The sequence below is a fragment of the Rathayibacter rathayi genome (genome assembly GCF_004011095.1).
GTDB lineage: Bacteria > Actinomycetota > Actinomycetes > Actinomycetales > Microbacteriaceae > Rathayibacter > Rathayibacter rathayi.
The window spans coordinates 778,800-797,132 of sequence record NZ_CP028129.1 but is presented as its reverse complement, the minus strand read 5'-3'; the positions used below and the strand labels follow the sequence as shown (position 1 = coordinate 797,132).

The following is an 18,333-nucleotide window of genomic DNA, read 5'->3' as shown; positions in this document are numbered from 1 at the left end:
ACGCGGAGGCACGCGCCGACGCGCCCTGTTCACCCGGCGCGGAGTGGGTGCTCGCGATCGTGGCGAGCGTGGTGCTGCTGACACAGCAAACGGGTGTGGTCTGGCTGGCGACGGCGAGGGACGTCGTGGTCGGGACGCTACTGTTCCTCGCGACGCGGCTGGGGAAACGGAAGCACGCCGAGCGCGACGCGGGCTGAGGCTCGGTGCGGCGGTGATCCGGCGCGGGCCGTCGGTGACGGATCGAGGGGGGTGCCAGGGTGGGGGGATGACCGTGTCGCTGGTGCCTATGTCCTCCTCCGCTCTCGCCTCGTGGATGCGGGTGCAGCGCTCGGCGTACATCGAGGACCGGATGCGCGCTGGCGACGACGAGGCCGCCGCGACCCGCAACGCGGACGTCTCCTACGAGCGGTACTTCCCTGACGGCTCCCCCGCCGCCAGGCACGACGTGCTGGTGGTGGTCGAGGAGGGGCGCGCCGTGGGGTCGCTGTGGCTCGGGCCGCACCCGAGCGGACTCGACGGCGTCTGGTACGTCTGGGACGTGCAGATCGACGCCGCCCAGCGCGGCCGAGGCCTGGGCCGGGCGGCGATGCTGCTGGCGGAGGCGCACGTCCGCGCCCGCGGCGGCTCGGCCCTCGCGCTGAACGTCTTCGGCTTTAACACGCCCGCTCGGGCGCTCTACGAGTCGCTCGGCTACGAGACGACCGCCCTGCAGATGCGCAAGCCGCTCGGCTGAGCGCCGCGGCCCCGCTCCGGGATGGTGCGGAAGGCCGGTTCGCGCCCACTCGTGAGGCGGATGCTGCACGAGTGGGCGCTGACGGGGCCCCCAGGCAGCGGGACCCCGGTGGGGGCCCATTCGCGAGGGGTCGGAGGTGCGAGTGGGCGCTGACCGAGGCCTGCGACGCACGGGCAGCAGGGACGAGCGGCGCGTCAGGCGGGGGCCGTCCCGGTACCGAGGCGAAGGCGGCGGGTCGCCAGCCACCAGCACATGCCGTAGACCAGGACGACGCCGGCGAGAAGGCGCGTCACCGACACCTCGTCGAGCACCACAACCAGGACCGCGACCGAGAACTGGCTCACCGCGATGGCCGACACGGCGACCCTGGTGTCGCCCGCGAAGACCCGGCCGCGCACGCGCGCGAGTCAGGACACCGCGTCCGCCAGGTCTCCACCCCCGACGACCGTGCTGCGGAGAGGGCGTTCACCGCCCACGCAGGCGGGCGCGCGAGGGGGCCGCCTGCCGGGCGGAGCGAGGAGCGGCGACGCGGTCAGCTGGTGGAGGGGACGGCGCTCGGGTCGCCGGTGCCGGACGGACGCTCGGCGTCGCTCGATCGGATCGGCGCGGACCCGCCGGTGGCGACGACACCCGATCCCGTCGCGGTCGATCCGGTGGCCACGCCGCGGCCGAACGCCTGGCCCTGGAGGATGGCGCCGAGGTCGACGCCGGTCGCCGACTTCACGCTGTCGAACGTGGCGGCGAGGCTCGAGGCCTGCTCCCGGGCGATGTGCGCGCCGGCCGTGTCTCCGCCGATCAGCGTGACCGTGCCGACGTTCTGGTAGCCCTTCGCGAACTCGGCCATCAGCGCCGGAAGCTGACCGATCAGCTCGCGGCTGAGGATCGCCTCCTGGTTCTCGCGCAGCGCCTCCGCCTCGGCCTGGATCGCGGCAGCGCTCGCCTCGCCCTTGGCCCGGAGCGCCTCCGCCTCGGCGGTGGCCTTGGCGCGCAGGGCCTCGGCCTCGGCGGCGGCCTTCGCGCGCAGGGCGTTAGCCTCGGCCTCGGCGCGAGCGCTGAGAGCGGCGGCCTCGGCGGCGGCGGACGCCTGCCGGGCCTCGGCCTGACGCTGGACGGCGTAGGCCTCGGCGTCGGACACCTGCTGCGCGACTTGGCGATCGGTCTCGGCCTTCTTCTGGCGGCCGTAGGCGTCGGCGTCGGCCTCGGTCTGGCGGCGGTACTTCTCGGCGTCGGCGACGCGCTTGACGTCGGCGTCGAGCTCGGCCTGGCGGTTCTCGGCGCGCTGCACGAGGACGGCCTGCTCGCGCTCGGCGCGGGCCAGGTTCTCGGCCTGCTCGGCCTCGGCGTTCGCCCGGCCGACCTCGGACTTCGCCGCGGCGGTGTTCTTGTCGTAGGCGGTCTGCTCGATCAGGTTCGCCTCGTCGGTGGCGAGCTGGCGGGCCTTGACCTCGCGCGCCGCGTTGATCCGGGCGACGTCGGCCTCACGCCGGACACGCTCGATCTCCTGCGCGCCGAGCGCCTCGATGTAGCCGTTGCGGTCGGTGACGCCCTGAATGGCGAACGAGTCGAGTACGAGGCCCTGGGCGAGCAGATCGCCCTTGATCCCCTCGGCGATCTCGTCGCCGAGCTTCTGCCGGTCCTGCATGACCTCCTCGACGCTGAGCTTCGCGACGACGCCGCGGAGGGCGCCCTCCAGCTGCTCGGTCGTGAAGACGTCGATCGACTGATCCTGCGACGCGAAGCGCTCGGCGGCGGCGCGCACCTGGTCGGCGGTGGACCCGATCTTGACGAGGGCGACGCCAGCGAGGTGGATCGTCACGCCGTTCTTGGTCTGCGCGACCGGCTCCATCTTGATCTGCCGCGAGCGCAGCGAGATGCGGTCGGAGCGCTGGGTCAGCTTGTTGACGAACGCGCCGCCGCCGGTGATGACGGTCATGTTCGAGGTCAGCCCGTCCTCGCCCTTCTGCTTCTTACCGACGATCACGATCGCCTCGTCGGCCTGCGGCACCTGGTACCAGGCGCGGAAGAGGAAAAAGCCGATGAGGGCGATCAGTAGGAGGGCGCCGACGGCGATGCCGGCGATGACGATCCAGAGCAGATCGGATTGCATGGACGGGCGACCTTTCGTCCGACCCGCGCGAGGCGAGTTTCTGAGAGATGTACAGGATCTATGGTGTCACAGGGGTTGCCGGGCTGGGCTGCCTGCCGCAGCGCGGTGGTCGGCCCGGCAGGCCGTGGTCGGAGGAGAGACGACGGCAGGACGAGCGGTGCCGCACGGCCACCGTGACGTCACCGTCGAGCGGGGCTGAGCGGTTCTTGGACCGTCAGGAGCCGCCCCTGGGAGGAGGCTCCGCCGGGAAAGGGCACGGAAGGAGGGCTCAAGGCCCCCGCCGGCGGCTTGCGCTCTATCCGGCAGAAACCACCATGGATATGCTGTATCTGTATCGAATTCTGTTGAGCTGGAGGTAGCTGTGGGCACGACGGCGCTACCCGATCGGCACCTGGTACCACGTGCGGAAGAGAAAGAAGCCGACGATGACCAGCAGCAGGAGGGTGCCGACGGCGATGACGATCCAAAGGAGATCGGAATTCATGGACGAGGGACCCTCTTGTCGGGACCCGCGGGAGGCGAGTCTCTGAGTGATGTACAGGTTCATCGTGGCATGGCCCGGATATGCGCTCGCGCCAGAAACTGCAAGCATGAGCAGATCGCAGAGGTGTCGGCGAGCGCAGCCAGAACGGTATGGTAAGGAGACGTCGAAGGGATCCGGATGCACCTCCACCTGCGCGCAGACAGTGTTCATTTGAGCGAGAGCCACGCGAAGGCGCTCGATGACGAGTTTTTCCTCTCGCACCCTGCCGCGTACTTTGGTTCGCGGATCTCGTCGCTCCTTGCCGCCGATCGCAGCGCGGCGGCCGCGGCGCCAGCCGACGAGCCAGAGTTCTTCGCTGCGCTCGGGCTGACGAAGACCGACACGCTGCCGTCGTTCGAGGAGCAAGATCGGAGTCTGCAGGTCGCGGTCGAGGCGCTCAGCCTTCGCCACCAAGCGGCCGAAGCGCTCATGCGGTTTATGTACGCCGTGACGGCGGCGAAGCTGAAAGAGGGTGACGCCCCGAGCACTTGGTTGGCCATCGCCGATAGCCCCACCAAACTCGTTGACGTGGTACAAGAAACCATCGCCGCGCTGGAGGCCGACGAGGAGCTGTTCCTGCGATGCCTCTTCACGCCGGGCACGCACATCGACGAACAGATAGCTGCCGCAGAGGAGACGGCTGTGGCATGGCTGAACCATGCGAGCTCGCTGCTGACCGGCGATGAGCTGTCGGTCAACGCCGCGTACAACAAGGTGAAGCACGGCCTAGCGGTGAGCGCGCGCGACGACGTCCGCATTGAGTTCGTCACGACACCGCCGGACGACCTCGGCCAGATCCCACTCACTGCGTTTGGCGAAGGCAAGTCGGTGCCCATTTTCGATCGCCCCATGCTGACCTACCTCACCCGCCCACATGGGAAGCCCAAGCAGGGAGTGGAGGCAATCTCGCTACGGGTAGATGTCCCGGTCGTGCTAGCGGAAGCTTGGATGATCGTGAACGTCTACGCCGCCATGTTCCATTCGCGGGCGCGCCACCACTTCGGCGATGACCTACCGGACGGCGTGGCCCCGTACCCCACGCTCGTCATCGGGCGACTCCCCGAGCACGTGATCGGTAGCCGGCCGCTCGGGTACCGGTCGCCAGTAACCCTGCCGCCCGACGGTACCACCGCTCCCCGCGAGTCCGGGTTGTTCTTCCATGGCAGCTTCATCCCGATGGACATCGACTTCGACAGCAAGGTCAAAGGCGTGGTGGTCGATGGTTAGGCGATGGTGCCAATCATCACACGAAGGCGACGTCCAGCTACTGGGAGCGTTATTCATAAGGTTGTTTACCAGCCGAGTCGGTAGAGTTCGAGTTTTGTGATGGTGCGGATGATGGCGGGGAGTTCGCTGAGGCGTCCGCGGTAGCCGGTGGCGATGATTGTCCCGTTCTTGAGGTGGGCGATGCACCTCTCGACCGCGGATCGGGTTCTGGAGATTTCCCGGTTCGATTTCTTGGTGTTGTCGTCGAGGGTGCTGCCGCGGGATCGTGTGCGGGGAGTGGTAGCGGTCGTGCCGATGTAGCCAGGATAGGCGATCCAATCCGTGCGGTCGAGGATCGGCTCCCAACCGCAAAGCGCGAGAGCGGCACGATCATGACGTGCGCCGGCGATAGGGTCTGACGCGGCTAGCAGGCGGCCGTCCAGGTCTGCGGCGATCTGCACGTTCAGGCCTTGTCGGTGTCGCTTCCCGGAGTAGTTCGACCGGCCCGCTTCCGCGCGGTTCCGGGTCGGAACATCCGTCCCATCGACCAGGACGACACGGCCTTGGACAGCTTTTTCCAGGGAGATCCCGGAGAAGCAGCAGGCTTGCTCGATCAGCGGCACGATGCGCCGGCAGACCCGAGAGACGGTGGCCTGCGAGACGCCGTGCAGGTCCGCGACCGCGGCTTGGTTGAGGTTCTGCCGCAACAGCAGCAGAGTCACGATGACGTGCTTGCGCAGGTTCAATACGGCCGAGCGTCCCGGCAACGAGGAACGCCCGGACAGGATCTGGAATATCCGAGCCACCAACTCCGTCACCTGCCCAGAGTTCAAACCTGTAGTAGAGTCATAACGCATCGACTTCTCGCTTCAAGAATGGTTGTGTAGGAACCTTCATTCTCTCGCGCGAGAAGTCGATGTCTTTACAGCGACACGCGCGAATTAGACCTTATGAATAACGCTCTTAGTGAGCGAACGCTAATTGTGATCAATTTCCTTTGTCCCTCATTATGAAGTAACGAACGCACCATGGCAATAGGGAGGATGTTGTGACTTCGGCGACGTCGCGAACACGAGAGTCGGCTGTCACGAACTGTGAGGCTGCGTGCTAAAGGCGCGATGCGCGCCGATCGCGTCCCGGATCGTACGTATCGAATGGTCTCGAGGGACCCGCGGAGCTCGGCGGCGATGTGCGCGGGGGCGACGCCGATGTTGAGATCGCGTGTCCGATATCGGCCGGCCCACGTCCACAGATCGCCATAGAGCGCCCGGTGCAGGGTGCGCACGAACACGTCGCTGAGGAGGTCAGCGAGAACGAGCCGCCCCGCGACGACATCCTTCAAGAACGCCGTACCGACCTCGACGCTTACCGCCTGCTCTGCTTCATAGAGTTCGACCTTCATCGGCCGGCCGCCGAAGATCTCACGCGCCTGCGGCGTGAGGGCGTCAGCCTCGTCCGGCTCCAGCGGGGTCTCGCCATAGCCTGGCTCGATGGTCACCGCGTGCGCTGTGTGCGCGCGGCGAGGAACCGCTCGACCCGCTCGGTACGCTTCGCGCCCACGGGTACCGATCGGTTCTCCAGAGCCGCTGAGGCCTGGGTGGATCGCAGGGCAGCACGTCGCAGCGCTTCTTCGGTGACGTTCCTGCGCTCCATGTGCTTACCTCCGGTCGACTCGTGAATCGCCGGAATTCTACTCGAGGCGCACCCCTGCTGGAGGCACACGGCGGACAGACCTGGTTCGGGCCGGACCGATCCTGTCCGCGACGCTGAACCCGAAGAGACCGAGCAAGGCTGAGCTCCGATCGGGGAAAAGAAGAGCGGGAAACCGATGCCCCTCTGAACCTGACCGGAACCGCGGAAGGACTTCGGCGAGTACGACCTGCGGTTCTTCGGCGACCTGGGCGACCTGCGCCGCGAACTCCTTTTGCGCGAGCAGGAGCACGGGCTGTCTCGGCTCGTGGCCGGCTACGCCTGGAAGTGGATCAGCAAGAAGGACAAGGACGCCTTCGACATCCGCATCGACGGCGTGGCGCTGCGCTGGAACAGCACCCAGCGCGACTGGATTAACTCCCCCGGCGCGATCGACGAGGTCGGCTCGATCCACACCGTCCAGGGCTACGACCTCACCTACGCCGGGGGTCATCATCGGACCGGATCTGCGGTACGACCCGGCTGAGCACCGGATCGTCTTCGACCGCGCGAACTACCACGACAAGAAGGGTCGCGAGAACAATCCGAAGCTCGGGCTCCGCTACAGCGACGAGGATCTGCTCGCGTATGTCCGCAACATCTACACGGTGCTGCTGACGCGCGGGATCAGGGGGACGTACGTGTACGTGTGCGATGCCGCGCTACGCGACCATCTCGCGCCTTACTTCTGACGAACGAATCCGCCCGTCTTGCGTCGTGAGGATGCTCAACAAAAAGGAAACACCGCGACCTGCGTGGGAAATACCACACACGCCGCGGTGCTTCGCCGCATCCACGCTCCATCAGGGTGAGACACGAAGATGACGCGACAGGACTAGCGCGTTCGTCGGTGCGTGACTAACGCATCTTCTCGAAGGCCGACTTGATGTTCGTGTACTCCGCCTGAGTCACCCGCACTGCTTCGAACGAGTAATCGGCCTTGCGCTGGGCCAGGATCTTGTTCATCGAGCTCTGGAAGACGTTCCAGTACCCCCGATTGTTGGGAGCGATCTCCTGATAGAGGAGACCGCCACCGAAGATCGCGATCCACTTGTCACTCGCAGCGCCAGACTCTTCGCATACCACAGCCATTGCCATATCGTCATCCTCCATAGTGATCGTTTCAATGGGCGGAACAGGAACGTTCCCCACTGTGTTCGTGATGAATTTCGTCATGTCCACGCGACGACCCTGCGCGTCGAGGCCATGAACATGAAGATGCGTGTCTCCGCCATAGTCGGCGCCGTCAGCAGAAGCGCCGGACTTGCCGATGTACTCGCCGACCTCTTTGTGTCCCGCCGAACCAAACTGGGCCTGGTGTTGAACAACGATGGCGACCATCGGCCCTGCCGCTTCAGGCGGCACCGACGCAGCCGCTTGGACACGATTGATCGGAGTGTCGAGGGTCAGAATGGAGCGCCGACCGGCACTTCCCACCCATCCCGCGGCGAATTCGCCGGAGCCTCCGGAAGTCCTGAGCGTCCCTGCAGCCGGAGCGACCAGATCGGTGCCGTACGCCAGAGGGTAGTCTATTCCGCCCTGACTGTAACTTGCATGCTCTCTCCATGTGCCGGTGATGCGATAATCGGCCCACGGGTTATACGGCTGCACCGCCGCATTCGCTCGCGGCGCATCACCGACGATGGAGACTCCGACGGCAGTTGCAGCCGCTCCGACTCCAAGGCCTAGAAACATTCTTCGCCGAACGGAGACCATAATCTAGTCGACGCTGGCAGACTCGCCAATGGATTCATCCAATTGCACCCCCTTTCTCTCGAGATTTACATTCCGCGACAAGAATCTCGTCGGCCGGTAGCCCGACCGCAAATGCTTTGTCAGGTCGTCATCGAACATATCTCCTATTCAAGGCTCGACACAGTCCTCATTAAGGGGGACCCTTCGGGCTACAAACGGATGGGACCCGGAGCGGAAATCGAGTTACGGATACAGACGCCCTATAGCACTTACCTTCATGCACCGCTCGGACTCGGCGCGAATACGCGCCATCGGTCGACCATCTCTATATTAGGTTCGCTCGCTCTTCTTCTGACCAGGCGAACGGCAACTCCCCCTGAACGGAGTAGCCTCATGCACCTCCGCCCTTTTTCGGCGGACTATCCGGCTCCGACGTCGCTCCCACCAATCAGCGATTGATCAGCGTCTACCATCGCGCAGTTCAGAGTCGAGAAGCGCGCCGCGCTCATTCTCTGCACGCAGGGTCGCGGACACGCCCACGGCGTGCGTTTCGGATCTTATGGTCCGATGGACGGGCGACCGGAACGAGGCGAAGGCGCCGCCAGCCATCGCATGGTGCGGCGTTTACGCGGCACCGAAACCGAGAAGCCCCGGTAATCCTGCCGGGGCTTATGAGGTGCACGAACTTCGGTCAACGCGATCCATCGCTTGTGCGAAGCCGCGCATGGCTGGGGTACCTGGACTCGAACCAAGAACAACTGAACCAGAATCAGCCGTGTTGCCAATTACACCATACCCCAATGGTCATCCGGAGGTGACGCCGGGACCAGGCTACGCGCGGATCGAGACCCGAGCGCCGAGGTACGACAGTACCCTACGCAGCCACCCCGCTCAAATCGAGCCGCGGACGACGCTGCCCTCCGACTCCGGGGCGGCCTCGCCGAGGCGGGCGCGTACGAGGTCGCGGTTGAGCGCGGAGGCAACCTGCGCACCCGACCCAGCGGCGACGATCAGCTGCTGCGGGCCGGGCGGGGTGACCTCGCCGGCGGCGTAGAGGCCGGGGACGGAGGTGCGGCCGCCCGCGTCGACGCGGAGGAAGCCGTCGGCGTCGCGCTCGGGGCCGGCGGCGTCGAGATAGTCGAGCACCGGGGTCCAGACGGGACGGACGAACGCCCCCGTCCGCGGGACGATGTCGCCGTCGGCAAGCAGCACGCCGGTCATTTCGGCCCGCTCCCCCGCCAGATCGGCGACGGGCCGGCGGTCGACGCGGATGCCGACGGAGGCGAGCAGCGACTCATCGGCGTCGCTGACGACTCCGACTCCGTTGGTGAAGACGATCAGGTCGGTCGACCACTGCGAGAGGAGCATCGCGCGCTCGGCGAGGTCGTCGGTCTCGCCGATCAGGGCCAGCGCCTCCCCGGCTTTCTCGTAGCCGTCGCACTCCATGCAGCTGTGCACGGCGGTGCCGTAGTAGGCGCGCAGGCTCGGCAGCGCGGGCGGCGTCTCGAGCAGCCCGGCGGCGACCACGACGGCGGTGGCCACCACCGATCGGTCGGCGCTGCCGCGCACGCCGCGGGCGCCGACGACGAATTCGCCGCCGGAGCGCTCAACCGAGGTGACCAGCGCGTTGTGCACCTCGGCGGCCTCGTAGCGCGCGAACTCCTCGCGGCCGAGGCGGCGCAGCTCGATCGGCGAGATGCCGTCGCGGGTGAGGAAGCCGTGCGAGTGCAGGGTGGCGGCGTTCCGGGGGCGGTTGCTGTCGAGCAGCAGGACGCTGCGGCGCGCGCGGACGAGGTTGAGCGCCGTCGAGAGCCCGGCCGGGCCCGCTCCGATCACGACGACGTCGTAGTGGCCGCCGAGGGTCTCCGCCACGATCAGGCCTGCCGAGAGGCGCCCAGGTGAGCGCCGAGGCGATCCAGGCGGGCGATCGACTCCTGCTTGCCGAGGATCGCCATCGACTCGAACAACGGCGGCGAGACGCGGCGACCCGAGATCGCGGTGCGCAGCGGCCCGTAGGCGATGCGGGGCTTCAAGCCCAGGCCCTCGATCAGCGCGGAGGCGAGCGCCTCCTGGATCGCGGCGGTCAGCCACTCCGACTCCGGAACCAGCTCGAGCGCGCCGACGGAGGCGGCGAGGACCTCGCCGGTGTTCGCGGGGAGGCCCTTGAGCGCGTCCTCGTCGTAGCTGAGCGCGTCAGCCGTGGTGAAGAGGAAGCCGAGCATGCCGGGGGCCTCGCCCAGCAGGCCGATCCGCTCCTGCACCAGCGGCGCGGCGGCGGCGAGGACGGCGCGCTGCTCGGCGGTCGGCTCGCCGTCGAGTACGCCGGCGGCGAGAAGGTACGGGATCGTCCGCTCAGTGAAGTCGTCGACGGCGAGGAGGCGGATGTGGTCGCCGTTGATCGACTCCGCCTTCTTGAGGTCGAAGCGCGCGGGGTTGGGGTTCACGTCGGCCACGTCGAAGGCGGCGATCATCTCGTCGATCGAGAAGACGTCGCGGTCGTGGGTGAGCGACCAGCCGAGCAGGGCGAGGTAGTTGACCAGGCCCTCCGGGATGAAGCCGCGGTCGCGGTGGTGGAAGAGGTTCGAGGACGGATCGCGCTTGGAGAGCTTCTTGTTGCCCTCGCCCATCACGTACGGGAGGTGACCGAAGCGCGGGACGAAGCTCGTCACTCCGATGTCGATCAGCGCGTGGTACAGCGCGATCTGGCGGGCGGTCGAGGGCAGGATGTCCTCGCCGCGGAGCACATGGGTGATCTGCATCATCGCGTCGTCGACCGGGTTCACCAGCGTGTAGAGCGGCTGGCCGTTGGGGCGGACGACGACGAAGTCGCTGAAGGAGCCCGCGGGGAAGGTGATCGGGCCGCGGACCAGGTCGTCGAAGGACAGATCGGCATCCGGGACGCGCAGGCGCAACGCCGGGGCGCGACCCTCGGCGCGGAAGGCGGCGCGCTGCTCCTCGGTGAGGTCGCGATCGTGGTTGTCGTAGCCGTGCTGCTTGGCGCGGCCGGCCGCCTCGTTGCGCGCGTCGATCTCCTCCGCCGTGGAGTAGCTCTCATAGAGGTGGCCGGACGCCGTCAGGCGCGCGATCACGTCGAGGTAGACGCCGGTGCGCTCGGACTGGCGATACGGGCCGTGCGGGCCGCCGACTCCGACGCCCTCGTCCCAGTCGAGCTTCAGCCAGCGCAGGGCGTCGAGGATCTGCTCGACGCTCTCCTCGCTGTCGCGCGCGGCGTCGGTGTCCTCGATACGAAAGACGAAGGTGCCGCCGGTGTGCCGGGCGTAGGCCCAGTTGAACAGGGCGGTGCGGATGAGGCCGACGTGCGGGGTCCCGGTCGGCGACGGGCAGAAGCGGACGCGGACATCGCTCCCGGTCGCGGTTGTGAACGGGTGCGCGTCGCTCGCGCGGTCCAGGGGCGGGGTGAGCTCAGACATACAGGGGTGATCCTACCGGCGGGAGGCGGTGCGGCGCCCGGGATCGCGGGGCCGCGGGTGCTGCTTCTACCGCGAAGCACTGCTCCGAGTCAACGGACTCCCGGAGCGAGCAGGAGCAGTGGTGCGCTGACCTCTGGGCCTCTCGTCGAGAGGGTCCGAGCGCCGCACCGCAGGCCGCGCCGGACCTCTGCGCGAGCGTGCCCGGAAGGAGCACTGATGAGCACGATCGACACCGGCACCGGCCGCCCGAGCATCCTCACCGACGCGGCCCGGGAGGAGAAGGACGCCCGCACGCTCGCGCTCTTCCAGGCCGCGGTCAGCGCGGAGGCTGCGGAGGGCGACCGGATCCGTGAACGCATCGTTCTCGACCACCTCGGCCTCGCCGAGGCGATGGCGCACCGGATCTCGCGGGGAGGCGGCACCCGTGCACCAGGCGCCCACACGGGAGGTGCCCACGCAGGGGGCGCCCCAGGAGGAGGCGCCTACGCGGGAGGTGCCCACGCGGGAGGTGCCCACGCGGGAGGTGCCCACTCAGGAGGTGCCCACGCGGGAGGTGCCCACCCCGGAGGTGCCCACCCAGGAGGTGACTGGGCGGATCTGCGCCAGGTCGCCTACGTGGGCCTGATCAAGGCCGCCCGCCGCTTCACTCCGGAGCGCGGCGAGAGCTTCGCCGCCTTCGCCGTCCCCACGATCACCGGCGAGCTCAAGCGCCACCTCCGCGACCTCGGCTGGATGATCCGCCCACCGCGCGGAGTGCAGGAGCTGCACCGCCGCTCGGCGGTCGTCGCCGACGAGCTCGCGCAGGAGTTCGGCCGCCACCCCACCGACCATGAGATCGCACGGCGCCTCGGCGTCGACGCCGCCGAGGTCGCGGACGCGCGCTCGGCCGGACATCCGCTCTCGCTGGACGAGACCGTGGGCGAGAGCGGCGCGGGCCTGGGCGACCTGCTCGGCGGCGAGGACGCGCGCCTTGTCGAGATCGAGCGCCGACATGGGCTCGCCGAGGCTCTGAGCGAACTCGAGGAGGGACAGCGCGAGCTCCTGCGGATGCGTTTCGTCGAGGAGCGCACCCAGCAGCAGATCGCCGACGCGCTGGGGACGACGCAGATGCAGGTCTCGCGCCTGCAGCGCCGGATTCTCGCGCAACTCGCCGACCGGCTCGGTGCCCCCTCGCGCCACCATCAGCCGCGCGCGGCCCGGGCTCGGGTGGCTACGGTCACGCCGGTGCGCCCGACGACACGGCTGAAGTCCGCCTGAGGTGGGCGTCGGCACGCGTCGGGAGCGAGGCGAGGGCGGCGAGGACGTCATCGACCCCGACGGCGAGCAGCGCCGGGTCGGGCTCGGTCGAGAAGACGTCGCCGCGGCGAAGCGAAGCGTCGGTCAGCACACTGTGTGGGCCGGAGGCGGGCGGGCCCCACGCCTCGGGCGGCGCCGGTCCGAAGATCACGACCGAGGGGATGCCGTAGGCCGAGGCGAGGTGCGCGGCTCCGGTGTCGACCGTGACCACCTTTTCGGCCGCGGCGACGATTGCGGCGAACTCGCTGAGCGAGAGCACTCCCGCCAGCACCTCCCCCGTGCCGGCCAGCTCGGCGACGCGGCGGGCGCGGTCGGCCTCGTTCACTCCTCCGGTGTAGACGACGCGGTGTCCCTCGGCGGCGAGGGAGCGGGCGACCGCGGCGAAGCGCTCCTCGGGCCACTCCCGCGACCCGTAGAAGGCGCCGACGTGCACGACGGCGGCGCCGGAGACGGGGGCGGGCGCCTCGGGGACGGCGATCGCGACGTCCTCGGGGTCGGCGTCGAGGCCGAGGGAGTTCACCAGGCGGGCCCAGCGGGCACGTTCGAGTTCGCCGTCGAGCCAGAGCGGACGCGGATCGCCGGGGCCCGCGCCGGGGTCGAGCGCGGGGACGCGGAACTCGAGGGTTCTCGCGGGCGCGGTCTCGCGCAGCCGCAGCCGCGACTCCGGGCCGTTGCCGTGCAGGTTCACGCCGAGTTCGATGCGGCCGGCGGCCATCGGCAGTGGATCGTCGAGGCCGTGGAGGGTGGGCACGAGCGCGTCCAGGCCCTCGACCAGATCGACGATCGGTTCGAGCCAGGGCGTTGTGGCCAGGATCAGCCGGTGCCCGGGGAAGCCGCGGCGCAGCGCCTTCAGCGCCGGCACCGCGACGAGCAGGTCGCCGAGTTTGAGGGCGCGCAGCGCGAGGATCTCCGGAGTGCGGTCCGGGGCGGTGAGAGCGCGCACGGCGCCTCCTTCCTGTCGGAGTCCCCGTACCCCGCTGCGGGCGGTTCAGACGCGGTATGCGCGGATCGGAGCGACGCGCCCGGCGAGACCGACTTCTCCGGAAGGGGGTTTACATCCCTGGGCGCGGGGTACAAGGAGAAGGTGAACGACTCCTCCTCCCGGAGCGCCGACCAGCGCGCGAGGGCCCCGCGGCTGCGGGGGATCCTCTTCGATCGCGATGCGACGCTCGTGGTCGATGTGCCCTACACCGGCGACCCGACGCACGTCACGCCGATGCCGACGGCCCTCGACGCGGTCGAGCGGGCGCGCGAGGCGGGACTCGCTCTGGGCGTGGTCACCAACCAGTCCGGGATCGCGCGCGGAATCATCGACCGCGCGCAGGCCGAGGCGGTGAACGAGCGGGTCGATGAGCTGTTCGGCGGTTTCGACGTCTGGATGCTCTGCCCGCACGGGCCCGACGACGGCTGCTCCTGCCGCAAGCCCGCGCCCGGCATGGTGCTCGGCGCGGCCGAGTCGCTCGGTCTCCCGGCCGACTCCCTCGCCGTGATCGGCGACATCGGGGCGGACGTCGACGCCGCCGCGGCCGCCGGTGCCCTCGGGGTGCTGGTGCCCACTCCGATCACCCGAGCCGAGGAGGTAGCGGCCGCCCCGCTGCGTGCAGCGACGCTTCTCGAGGCCGTTGAGCTGCTGCTGGCGATGCAGCCGGACGGGGACTCCGAGTGAGGCGCCGCGTGGTCGTCGCCCGCCTGGACAGTGCCGGCGACGTGCTGCTGTGCGGACCCGCGGTGCGGGCGATCGCAGCCGACGCCGAGGTGCTGCTGCTGAGTGGTCCGCAGGGCGCGCCCGCCGCGGCGCTGCTGCCCGGCCCCTCGTCTGTCCGCACCTGGCGGTGCCCGTGGATCGGCGACTCCTCCCGCCCGGTCGATGCGGAGTTGGTCGGCGAGCTGCGCGCGATCGTCGAGGAGTTCGCGCCCGACGAGGCCGTGATCCTCACCTCCTTCCATCAGTCGCCGCTGCCGCTGGCGCTGCTGCTCCGCCTGGCCGGAGTCGCCAGGATCACGGGCGCCTCGGTCGACTTCGCGGGGGCCCTGCTCGATCTGCGCCTGGTCCCGGGCGAGACGCTGGAGGAGGACCAGCCCGAGCCGGAGCGTGCGCTCGCCATCGCGGCGGCGGCCGGCTTCGCGCTGCCCGCGGGCGACGACGGCCGGCTGCGGGTGCGGCGCGAGGGCACCCTGCCCGGCGCGCTCGACGGGGTCGGCCCGTACGTGGTCGTGCATCCGGGAGCCGCCGTTCCCGCCCGCGCCTGGCCCGCTGCAAACGCTGCGCGCGCCGTCGAGCTGCTCGGCGATTCGGGACTCGCCGTCGTCGTCACCGGCGGACCGGGCGAGCGGGCCCTCACGGCCGAGGTCGCCGGCACCCGCGGTATCGACCTCGGCGGAGTCACCGACTTCGCCGGCGCTGCCGAGGTACTCGCCAACGCCGATGTGGTGATCAGCGGCAACACCGGCCCGGCGCACCTCGCCGCCGCGGTCGGCACGCCGGTGGTCAGCCTCTTCTCACCGGTCGTCCCTGCCGTGCGCTGGGCACCCTACGGCGTCCCGGTCGCGCTGCTCGGCGATCAGGAGGCGCCGTGCGCCGGATCCCGCGCGCGGATCTGCCCCGTCCCCGGCCACCCGTGCCTCGCGGGGGTGAGCGCCGAGGAGGCGGTCGCCGCCGCCCTCCGACTCCGAACCACGACATCCCCGAGAGAGGCCCTCGCATGAAGATCCTGCTCTGGCATGTGCACGGCGGCTGGGCCGACGCCTTCGTCCGCGGCGCCCACAGCTACCTGCTCCCCACCACGTCGACCCGCGACGGTTGGGGCCTGGGCACCGGTGGCCGCGACTGGCCGGCCGCCGTCGAGATCGCGCCGGAGGAGTTGCACGACGCCGAGGTCGACGCGGTGCTGCTCCAGCGCCCCGAAGAGTTCGCCGAGGCGGAGCGCCTGCTCGGGCGCCGACTCGGCCGCGACGTGCCCGCGGTCTACGTCGAGCACAACACCCCCGCGGGAACGTGCCGGAGAATCGGCACCCGCTCGCCGACCGCGACGACCTACTGATCGTCCACGTCACCCACTTCAACGCCCTGATGTGGGACACCGGCTCGACGCCGACGACGGTGATCGAGCACGGGATTCACGACCCGGGGCCCCTGTACACCGGCGAGCTGCCGCACTTCGGCGTGGTCGTCAACGAGCCGGTGCGCCGCGGCCGGGTGGCCGGAACCGACCTGCTCCCCCGCTTTGGCGCCGTCGCTCCGCTGGACGTTTTCGGGATGATGACCGACCGGCTCGCCGCACTGCCGGGCCTTCGGAACGTGAACGCCATCGGGGACGTGCGCACGCAGGCGATGCACGCCGCTCTCGCCCGCCGCCGGGTCTACCTGCATCCGTTCCGCTGGACCTCGCTCGGCCTCGCGCTGCTCGAGGCGATGCACCTCGGGCTGCCCGTGGTCGCGCTCGACGTGACGGAGGCGGGGCGCGCCGTCCCGCCCGAGGCCGGAGCGGTCTCGAACGACCTCGACTCGCTCGTCGCGTCCGCCCGGGCGCTCGTCGAGGATCCGGATCGCGCCGCCCGCGCCGGCGCCGTCGCCCGCGAGGCAGCGCTCGCGCGCTACGGCCTCGCCCGATTCCAGCGCGACTGGGACGAGGTGCTGGCCGACCTCCCCCGGCGCCGGTCGCCGGAGCCCACTCTGGAAGGGAGCACCCGATGAAGCAGCACCTCTCCGCCGCACCCGCGCTCACCATCGCGATGGTCTCGGAGCACGCCAGCCCGCTGGCGACCCTCGGCGGCGTCGACGCCGGCGGTCAAAACGTGCACGTCGCCGCGCTCGCCGACGCGCTCGCCCGCCGCGGCCACCGCGTCGTGGTCTACACCCGCCGCGACGACCCCTCCCTCCCTCGGCGCGTGCCCTTCGCCTCGGGCGTCGAGGTGGTGCACATCGACGCCGGGCCACCCCGCCGCGTGTCCAAGGACGAGCTGCTGCCGTTCATGGGCGACTTCGCCGTCGACCTCGCCGACGAGTGGCTGCAGGAGCGACCCGACCTCGTGCACAGCCACTTTTGGATGTCCGGGGTCGCCGCACTCGACGCCTCCGAGCGGGTCGAGCGCGCCACCGGGCGCCGCGTCCCTGTCTTCCACACCTTCCATGCGCTGGGCGTGGTGAAGCACCGCCAGCAGGGCGCGCTTGACACCAGCCCCGAGGAGCGCGCCTGGCTGGAGCCGGGAGTGGGCCAGCGGGCGGACGGCGTCATCGCCACCTGCTCCGACGAGGCCTTCGAGCTCAAGGGTCTCGGCGTGCCGACCTCACGCATCTCGGTGGTGCCCTGCGGAGTCGACATCGACCGGTTCTCGGTGCAGGGCCCGGTCGCTCCCCGCGGCGAGCGCTTGCGGCTGATGACCATCGGCCGCCTGGTGCCACGCAAGGGCATGGGCATCGCGATCGAGGCGCTCGCGCACCTGGTCGCGGCCGGGCACGACGCCGAACTCGTCGTCGTCGGGGGCTCCGGCTCCGGCGACGCCCTGACGGCGGACCCCGAGTACCAGCGGCTGCACGGCGTGGCCGAGAGCCTCGGAGTCGCCGACCGCGTCGACTTCGTCGGCCAGCTCTCGCAGACCGAGATGCCCACGATGCTCCGCTCGGCGGACGTCGTGGTCTGCGCGCCCTGGTACGAGCCGTTCGGCATCACTCCGCTCGAGGCGATGGCGTGCGGAGTGCCGGTCGTCGCCTCCTCCGTGGGCGGGCTGATCGACACCGTGGTCGAGGACGTGACGGGGGTCCATGTGCCCCCGCGCGACCCGGTGGCCCTGGCCGCCGCCCTCGGCTCGCTGCTCGCCGACCCCGAGCGCGCCCGCACCTACGGGGCAGCCGGCCGCGAGCGCGTCGAATCCCGCTACTCCTGGGACCGCGTCGCTGCCGACACCGAGCGCGCCTACGTCACGACTCTCGCCGGCTTCGGCGACGAGTCGGTCCTCACCGGTGCCACGAGCGCACCCTCATCCCCCACCACCCGGAAGGCGGCTCCGCGACGATGACCATCGACACCGCGACCATCGACACCGTTCTGGACACCCCGACGGACGCCGTCCGGCGCCACGTCGACGACCACGTCGCGCGCGCGCTCGATGCGGTCGCCCAGCTCCAGCACCACTCCGAGCGGATCGCCGCCTGGGGCGTCGAACTCGCCGACCGCCTGCACGCCGGCGCACGACTGCTCGCCGCGGGCAACGGCGGTTCGGCGGCCGAGGCGCAGCATCTCACCGCGGAGCTGGTCGGTCGCTTCGACGGTGACCGCATCCCCTTCTCCGCGCTCTCGCTGCACGCCGAGACCTCGAGCCTGACCGCGATCGGCAACGACTACGGCTTCGACCACGTCTTCGCACGCCAGGTCACCGCGCACGCCCGCGCGGGAGACGTGGTGGTGCTGCTCTCGACCAGCGGACGCAGTGCGAACCTCCTGCACGCCGCCGAGGCCGCCCGCGCGGCCGGCGCCCGCTCCTGGGCGCTGACCGGCGAGGGACCGAACCCGCTGACCGAGCTCTGCGACGAGGCGATCGCGTTCGAGGGCCACGGCGCCAACGTGCAGGAGGCGCAGCTGGTGCTCGTGCACGCGCTCTGCCGGGCCTTCGAGCACCGAATCCGCGCGCGAACGGCGGCCGCCTCATGAGTCGG

18 protein-coding genes, 1 tRNA gene and 1 pseudogene are annotated in these 18,333 nt (G+C 69.9%); 11 read left to right on the top strand and 9 right to left on the bottom strand.

Going from position 1 to position 18,333, the window contains the following annotated elements:
• Nucleotides 1-68 precede the first annotated feature (68 nt).
• Both C1O28_RS15840 and C1O28_RS03995 read left to right on the top strand, forming a co-directional pair.
• Nucleotides 69-197, top strand: a complete 129-nt coding sequence (locus tag C1O28_RS15840) for a hypothetical protein (protein WP_258058651.1) — start codon at nucleotides 69-71, stop codon at nucleotides 195-197.
• Between the two features lie 68 nt (nucleotides 198-265).
• Nucleotides 266-733 (top strand): GNAT family N-acetyltransferase, encoded by a 468-nt coding sequence (locus C1O28_RS03995; protein ID WP_097166490.1) that lies wholly within the window; start codon nucleotides 266-268, stop codon nucleotides 731-733.
• A gap of 194 nt (nucleotides 734-927) precedes the next feature.
• On the opposite strand, the gene C1O28_RS03990 is transcribed toward C1O28_RS03995, so the two are convergent.
• Together C1O28_RS03990 and C1O28_RS03985 are read right to left on the bottom strand one after the other, a co-directional pair.
• Entirely contained in the window at nucleotides 928-1,131 is a 204-nt protein-coding gene (locus tag C1O28_RS03990) for a hypothetical protein (RefSeq protein WP_097166491.1), read from the bottom strand.
• A gap of 134 nt (nucleotides 1,132-1,265) precedes the next feature.
• Nucleotides 1,266-2,840: an SPFH domain-containing protein gene (locus C1O28_RS03985; protein ID WP_097166492.1), complete on the bottom strand. Its 1,575-nt coding sequence runs from the start codon at nucleotides 2,838-2,840 to the stop codon at nucleotides 1,266-1,268.
• A 661-nt stretch (nucleotides 2,841-3,501) separates the two neighbouring features.
• Between C1O28_RS03985 and C1O28_RS03980 the strand changes: the two genes are divergently transcribed.
• The gene (locus C1O28_RS03980; protein ID WP_097166493.1) at nucleotides 3,502-4,590 is read left to right on the top strand and encodes a hypothetical protein; all 1,089 of its coding nucleotides are present in this window, start codon (nucleotides 3,502-3,504) and stop codon (nucleotides 4,588-4,590) included.
• Between the two features lie 65 nt (nucleotides 4,591-4,655).
• Here the strand turns inward: C1O28_RS03980 and C1O28_RS03975 are convergent, their stop codons facing one another.
• Both C1O28_RS03975 and C1O28_RS03970 read right to left on the bottom strand, forming a co-directional pair.
• Nucleotides 4,656-5,387, bottom strand: coding sequence for a transposase family protein (locus tag C1O28_RS03975; RefSeq protein ID WP_207759882.1), 732 nt, complete (start codon nucleotides 5,385-5,387; stop codon nucleotides 4,656-4,658).
• Nucleotides 5,388-5,491: 104 nt separating this feature from the next.
• Entirely contained in the window at nucleotides 5,492-6,067 is a 576-nt protein-coding gene (locus C1O28_RS03970; protein ID WP_104275007.1) for a hypothetical protein, read from the bottom strand.
• Nucleotides 6,068-6,493: 426 nt separating this feature from the next.
• Between C1O28_RS03970 and C1O28_RS15925 the strand changes: the two genes are divergently transcribed.
• Nucleotides 6,494-6,745, top strand: a complete 252-nt coding sequence (locus C1O28_RS15925; protein ID WP_337189901.1) for a DNA/RNA helicase domain-containing protein — start codon at nucleotides 6,494-6,496, stop codon at nucleotides 6,743-6,745.
• Complete coding sequence (locus C1O28_RS15920) at nucleotides 6,711-6,950, top strand: DNA/RNA helicase domain-containing protein (protein ID WP_337189902.1); 240 nt, start codon at nucleotides 6,711-6,713, stop codon at nucleotides 6,948-6,950. The genes C1O28_RS15925 and C1O28_RS15920 overlap by 35 nt, the downstream gene beginning before the upstream one ends.
• A gap of 166 nt (nucleotides 6,951-7,116) precedes the next feature.
• Here the strand turns inward: C1O28_RS15920 and C1O28_RS03960 are convergent, their stop codons facing one another.
• From C1O28_RS03960 to gltX, 4 genes are all read right to left on the bottom strand, one after another.
• Nucleotides 7,117-7,869, bottom strand: a complete 753-nt coding sequence (locus tag C1O28_RS03960) for a hypothetical protein (protein ID WP_127821434.1) — start codon at nucleotides 7,867-7,869, stop codon at nucleotides 7,117-7,119.
• Nucleotides 7,870-8,678: 809 nt separating this feature from the next.
• Nucleotides 8,679-8,753 (bottom strand) — tRNA-Gln (locus tag C1O28_RS03955).
• A 91-nt stretch (nucleotides 8,754-8,844) separates the two neighbouring features.
• Nucleotides 8,845-9,825, bottom strand: coding sequence for an NAD(P)/FAD-dependent oxidoreductase (locus C1O28_RS03950; RefSeq protein ID WP_243392060.1), 981 nt, complete (start codon nucleotides 9,823-9,825; stop codon nucleotides 8,845-8,847).
• 2 nt (nucleotides 9,826-9,827) lie between these two features.
• A complete protein-coding gene (gene gltX, locus C1O28_RS03945; protein WP_097166498.1) occupies nucleotides 9,828-11,384 on the bottom strand; it encodes a glutamate--tRNA ligase in 1,557 nt (518 codons plus the stop codon).
• 216 nt (nucleotides 11,385-11,600) lie between these two features.
• On the opposite strand from gltX, the gene C1O28_RS03940 reads away from it, so the two are divergent.
• Nucleotides 11,601-12,641, top strand: coding sequence for a sigma-70 family RNA polymerase sigma factor (locus C1O28_RS03940; protein ID WP_097166499.1), 1,041 nt, complete (start codon nucleotides 11,601-11,603; stop codon nucleotides 12,639-12,641).
• Here the strand turns inward: C1O28_RS03940 and C1O28_RS03935 are convergent.
• On the bottom strand, nucleotides 12,601-13,623 hold the full coding sequence (locus C1O28_RS03935) for a glycosyltransferase family 9 protein (protein WP_097166500.1): 1,023 nt from the start codon (nucleotides 13,621-13,623) through the stop codon (nucleotides 12,601-12,603). The genes C1O28_RS03940 and C1O28_RS03935 overlap by 41 nt on opposite strands.
• 141 nt (nucleotides 13,624-13,764) lie before the next feature.
• Here C1O28_RS03935 and C1O28_RS15050 point away from each other — a divergent pair, with 141 nt between their 5' ends.
• The 5 genes and pseudogenes from C1O28_RS15050 to C1O28_RS03915 all read left to right on the top strand — a co-directional run bounded on the left by C1O28_RS15050 (nucleotide 13,765) and on the right by C1O28_RS03915 (nucleotide 18,328).
• Nucleotides 13,765-14,346 carry an HAD-IIIA family hydrolase gene (locus tag C1O28_RS15050; RefSeq protein WP_243392061.1) on the top strand — a complete coding sequence of 194 codons (582 nt, stop codon included), beginning with the start codon at nucleotides 13,765-13,767 and terminating at the stop codon, nucleotides 14,344-14,346.
• On the top strand, nucleotides 14,343-15,386 hold the full coding sequence (locus C1O28_RS03930; protein ID WP_207759883.1) for a glycosyltransferase family 9 protein: 1,044 nt from the start codon (nucleotides 14,343-14,345) through the stop codon (nucleotides 15,384-15,386). The genes C1O28_RS15050 and C1O28_RS03930 overlap by 4 nt, the downstream gene beginning before the upstream one ends.
• Nucleotides 15,383-16,374, top strand: a pseudogene (locus tag C1O28_RS03925) (glycosyltransferase). The gene C1O28_RS03930 and the pseudogene C1O28_RS03925 overlap by 4 nt, the downstream one beginning before the upstream one ends.
• On the top strand, nucleotides 16,371-17,696 hold the full coding sequence (locus tag C1O28_RS03920; protein ID WP_097166502.1) for a glycosyltransferase: 1,326 nt from the start codon (nucleotides 16,371-16,373) through the stop codon (nucleotides 17,694-17,696). The pseudogene C1O28_RS03925 and the gene C1O28_RS03920 overlap by 4 nt, the downstream one beginning before the upstream one ends.
• The gene (locus C1O28_RS03915; RefSeq protein ID WP_097166503.1) at nucleotides 17,693-18,328 is read left to right on the top strand and encodes a D-sedoheptulose-7-phosphate isomerase; all 636 of its coding nucleotides are present in this window, start codon (nucleotides 17,693-17,695) and stop codon (nucleotides 18,326-18,328) included. The genes C1O28_RS03920 and C1O28_RS03915 overlap by 4 nt, the downstream gene beginning before the upstream one ends.
• Nucleotides 18,329-18,333: the final 5 nt, after the last annotated feature.

Excerpts from the sequence above, each read along its gene's own strand:
- C1O28_RS03995 (WP_097166490.1), top strand. The coding sequence starts at position 266 with ATGACCGTGTCGCTGGTGCCTATGTCCTCCTCCGCTCTCGCCTCGTGG.
- C1O28_RS03985 (WP_097166492.1), bottom strand. The coding sequence starts at position 2,840 with ATGCAATCCGATCTGCTCTGGATCGTCATCGCCGGCATCGCCGTCGGC.
- C1O28_RS03980 (WP_097166493.1), top strand. The coding sequence starts at position 3,502 with ATGCACCTCCACCTGCGCGCAGACAGTGTTCATTTGAGCGAGAGCCAC.
- gltX (WP_097166498.1), bottom strand. The coding sequence starts at position 11,384 with ATGTCTGAGCTCACCCCGCCCCTGGACCGCGCGAGCGACGCGCACCCG.
- C1O28_RS03940 (WP_097166499.1), top strand. The coding sequence starts at position 11,601 with ATGAGCACGATCGACACCGGCACCGGCCGCCCGAGCATCCTCACCGAC.
- C1O28_RS03920 (WP_097166502.1), top strand. The coding sequence starts at position 16,371 with ATGAAGCAGCACCTCTCCGCCGCACCCGCGCTCACCATCGCGATGGTC.
- C1O28_RS03915 (WP_097166503.1), top strand. The coding sequence starts at position 17,693 with ATGACCATCGACACCGCGACCATCGACACCGTTCTGGACACCCCGACG.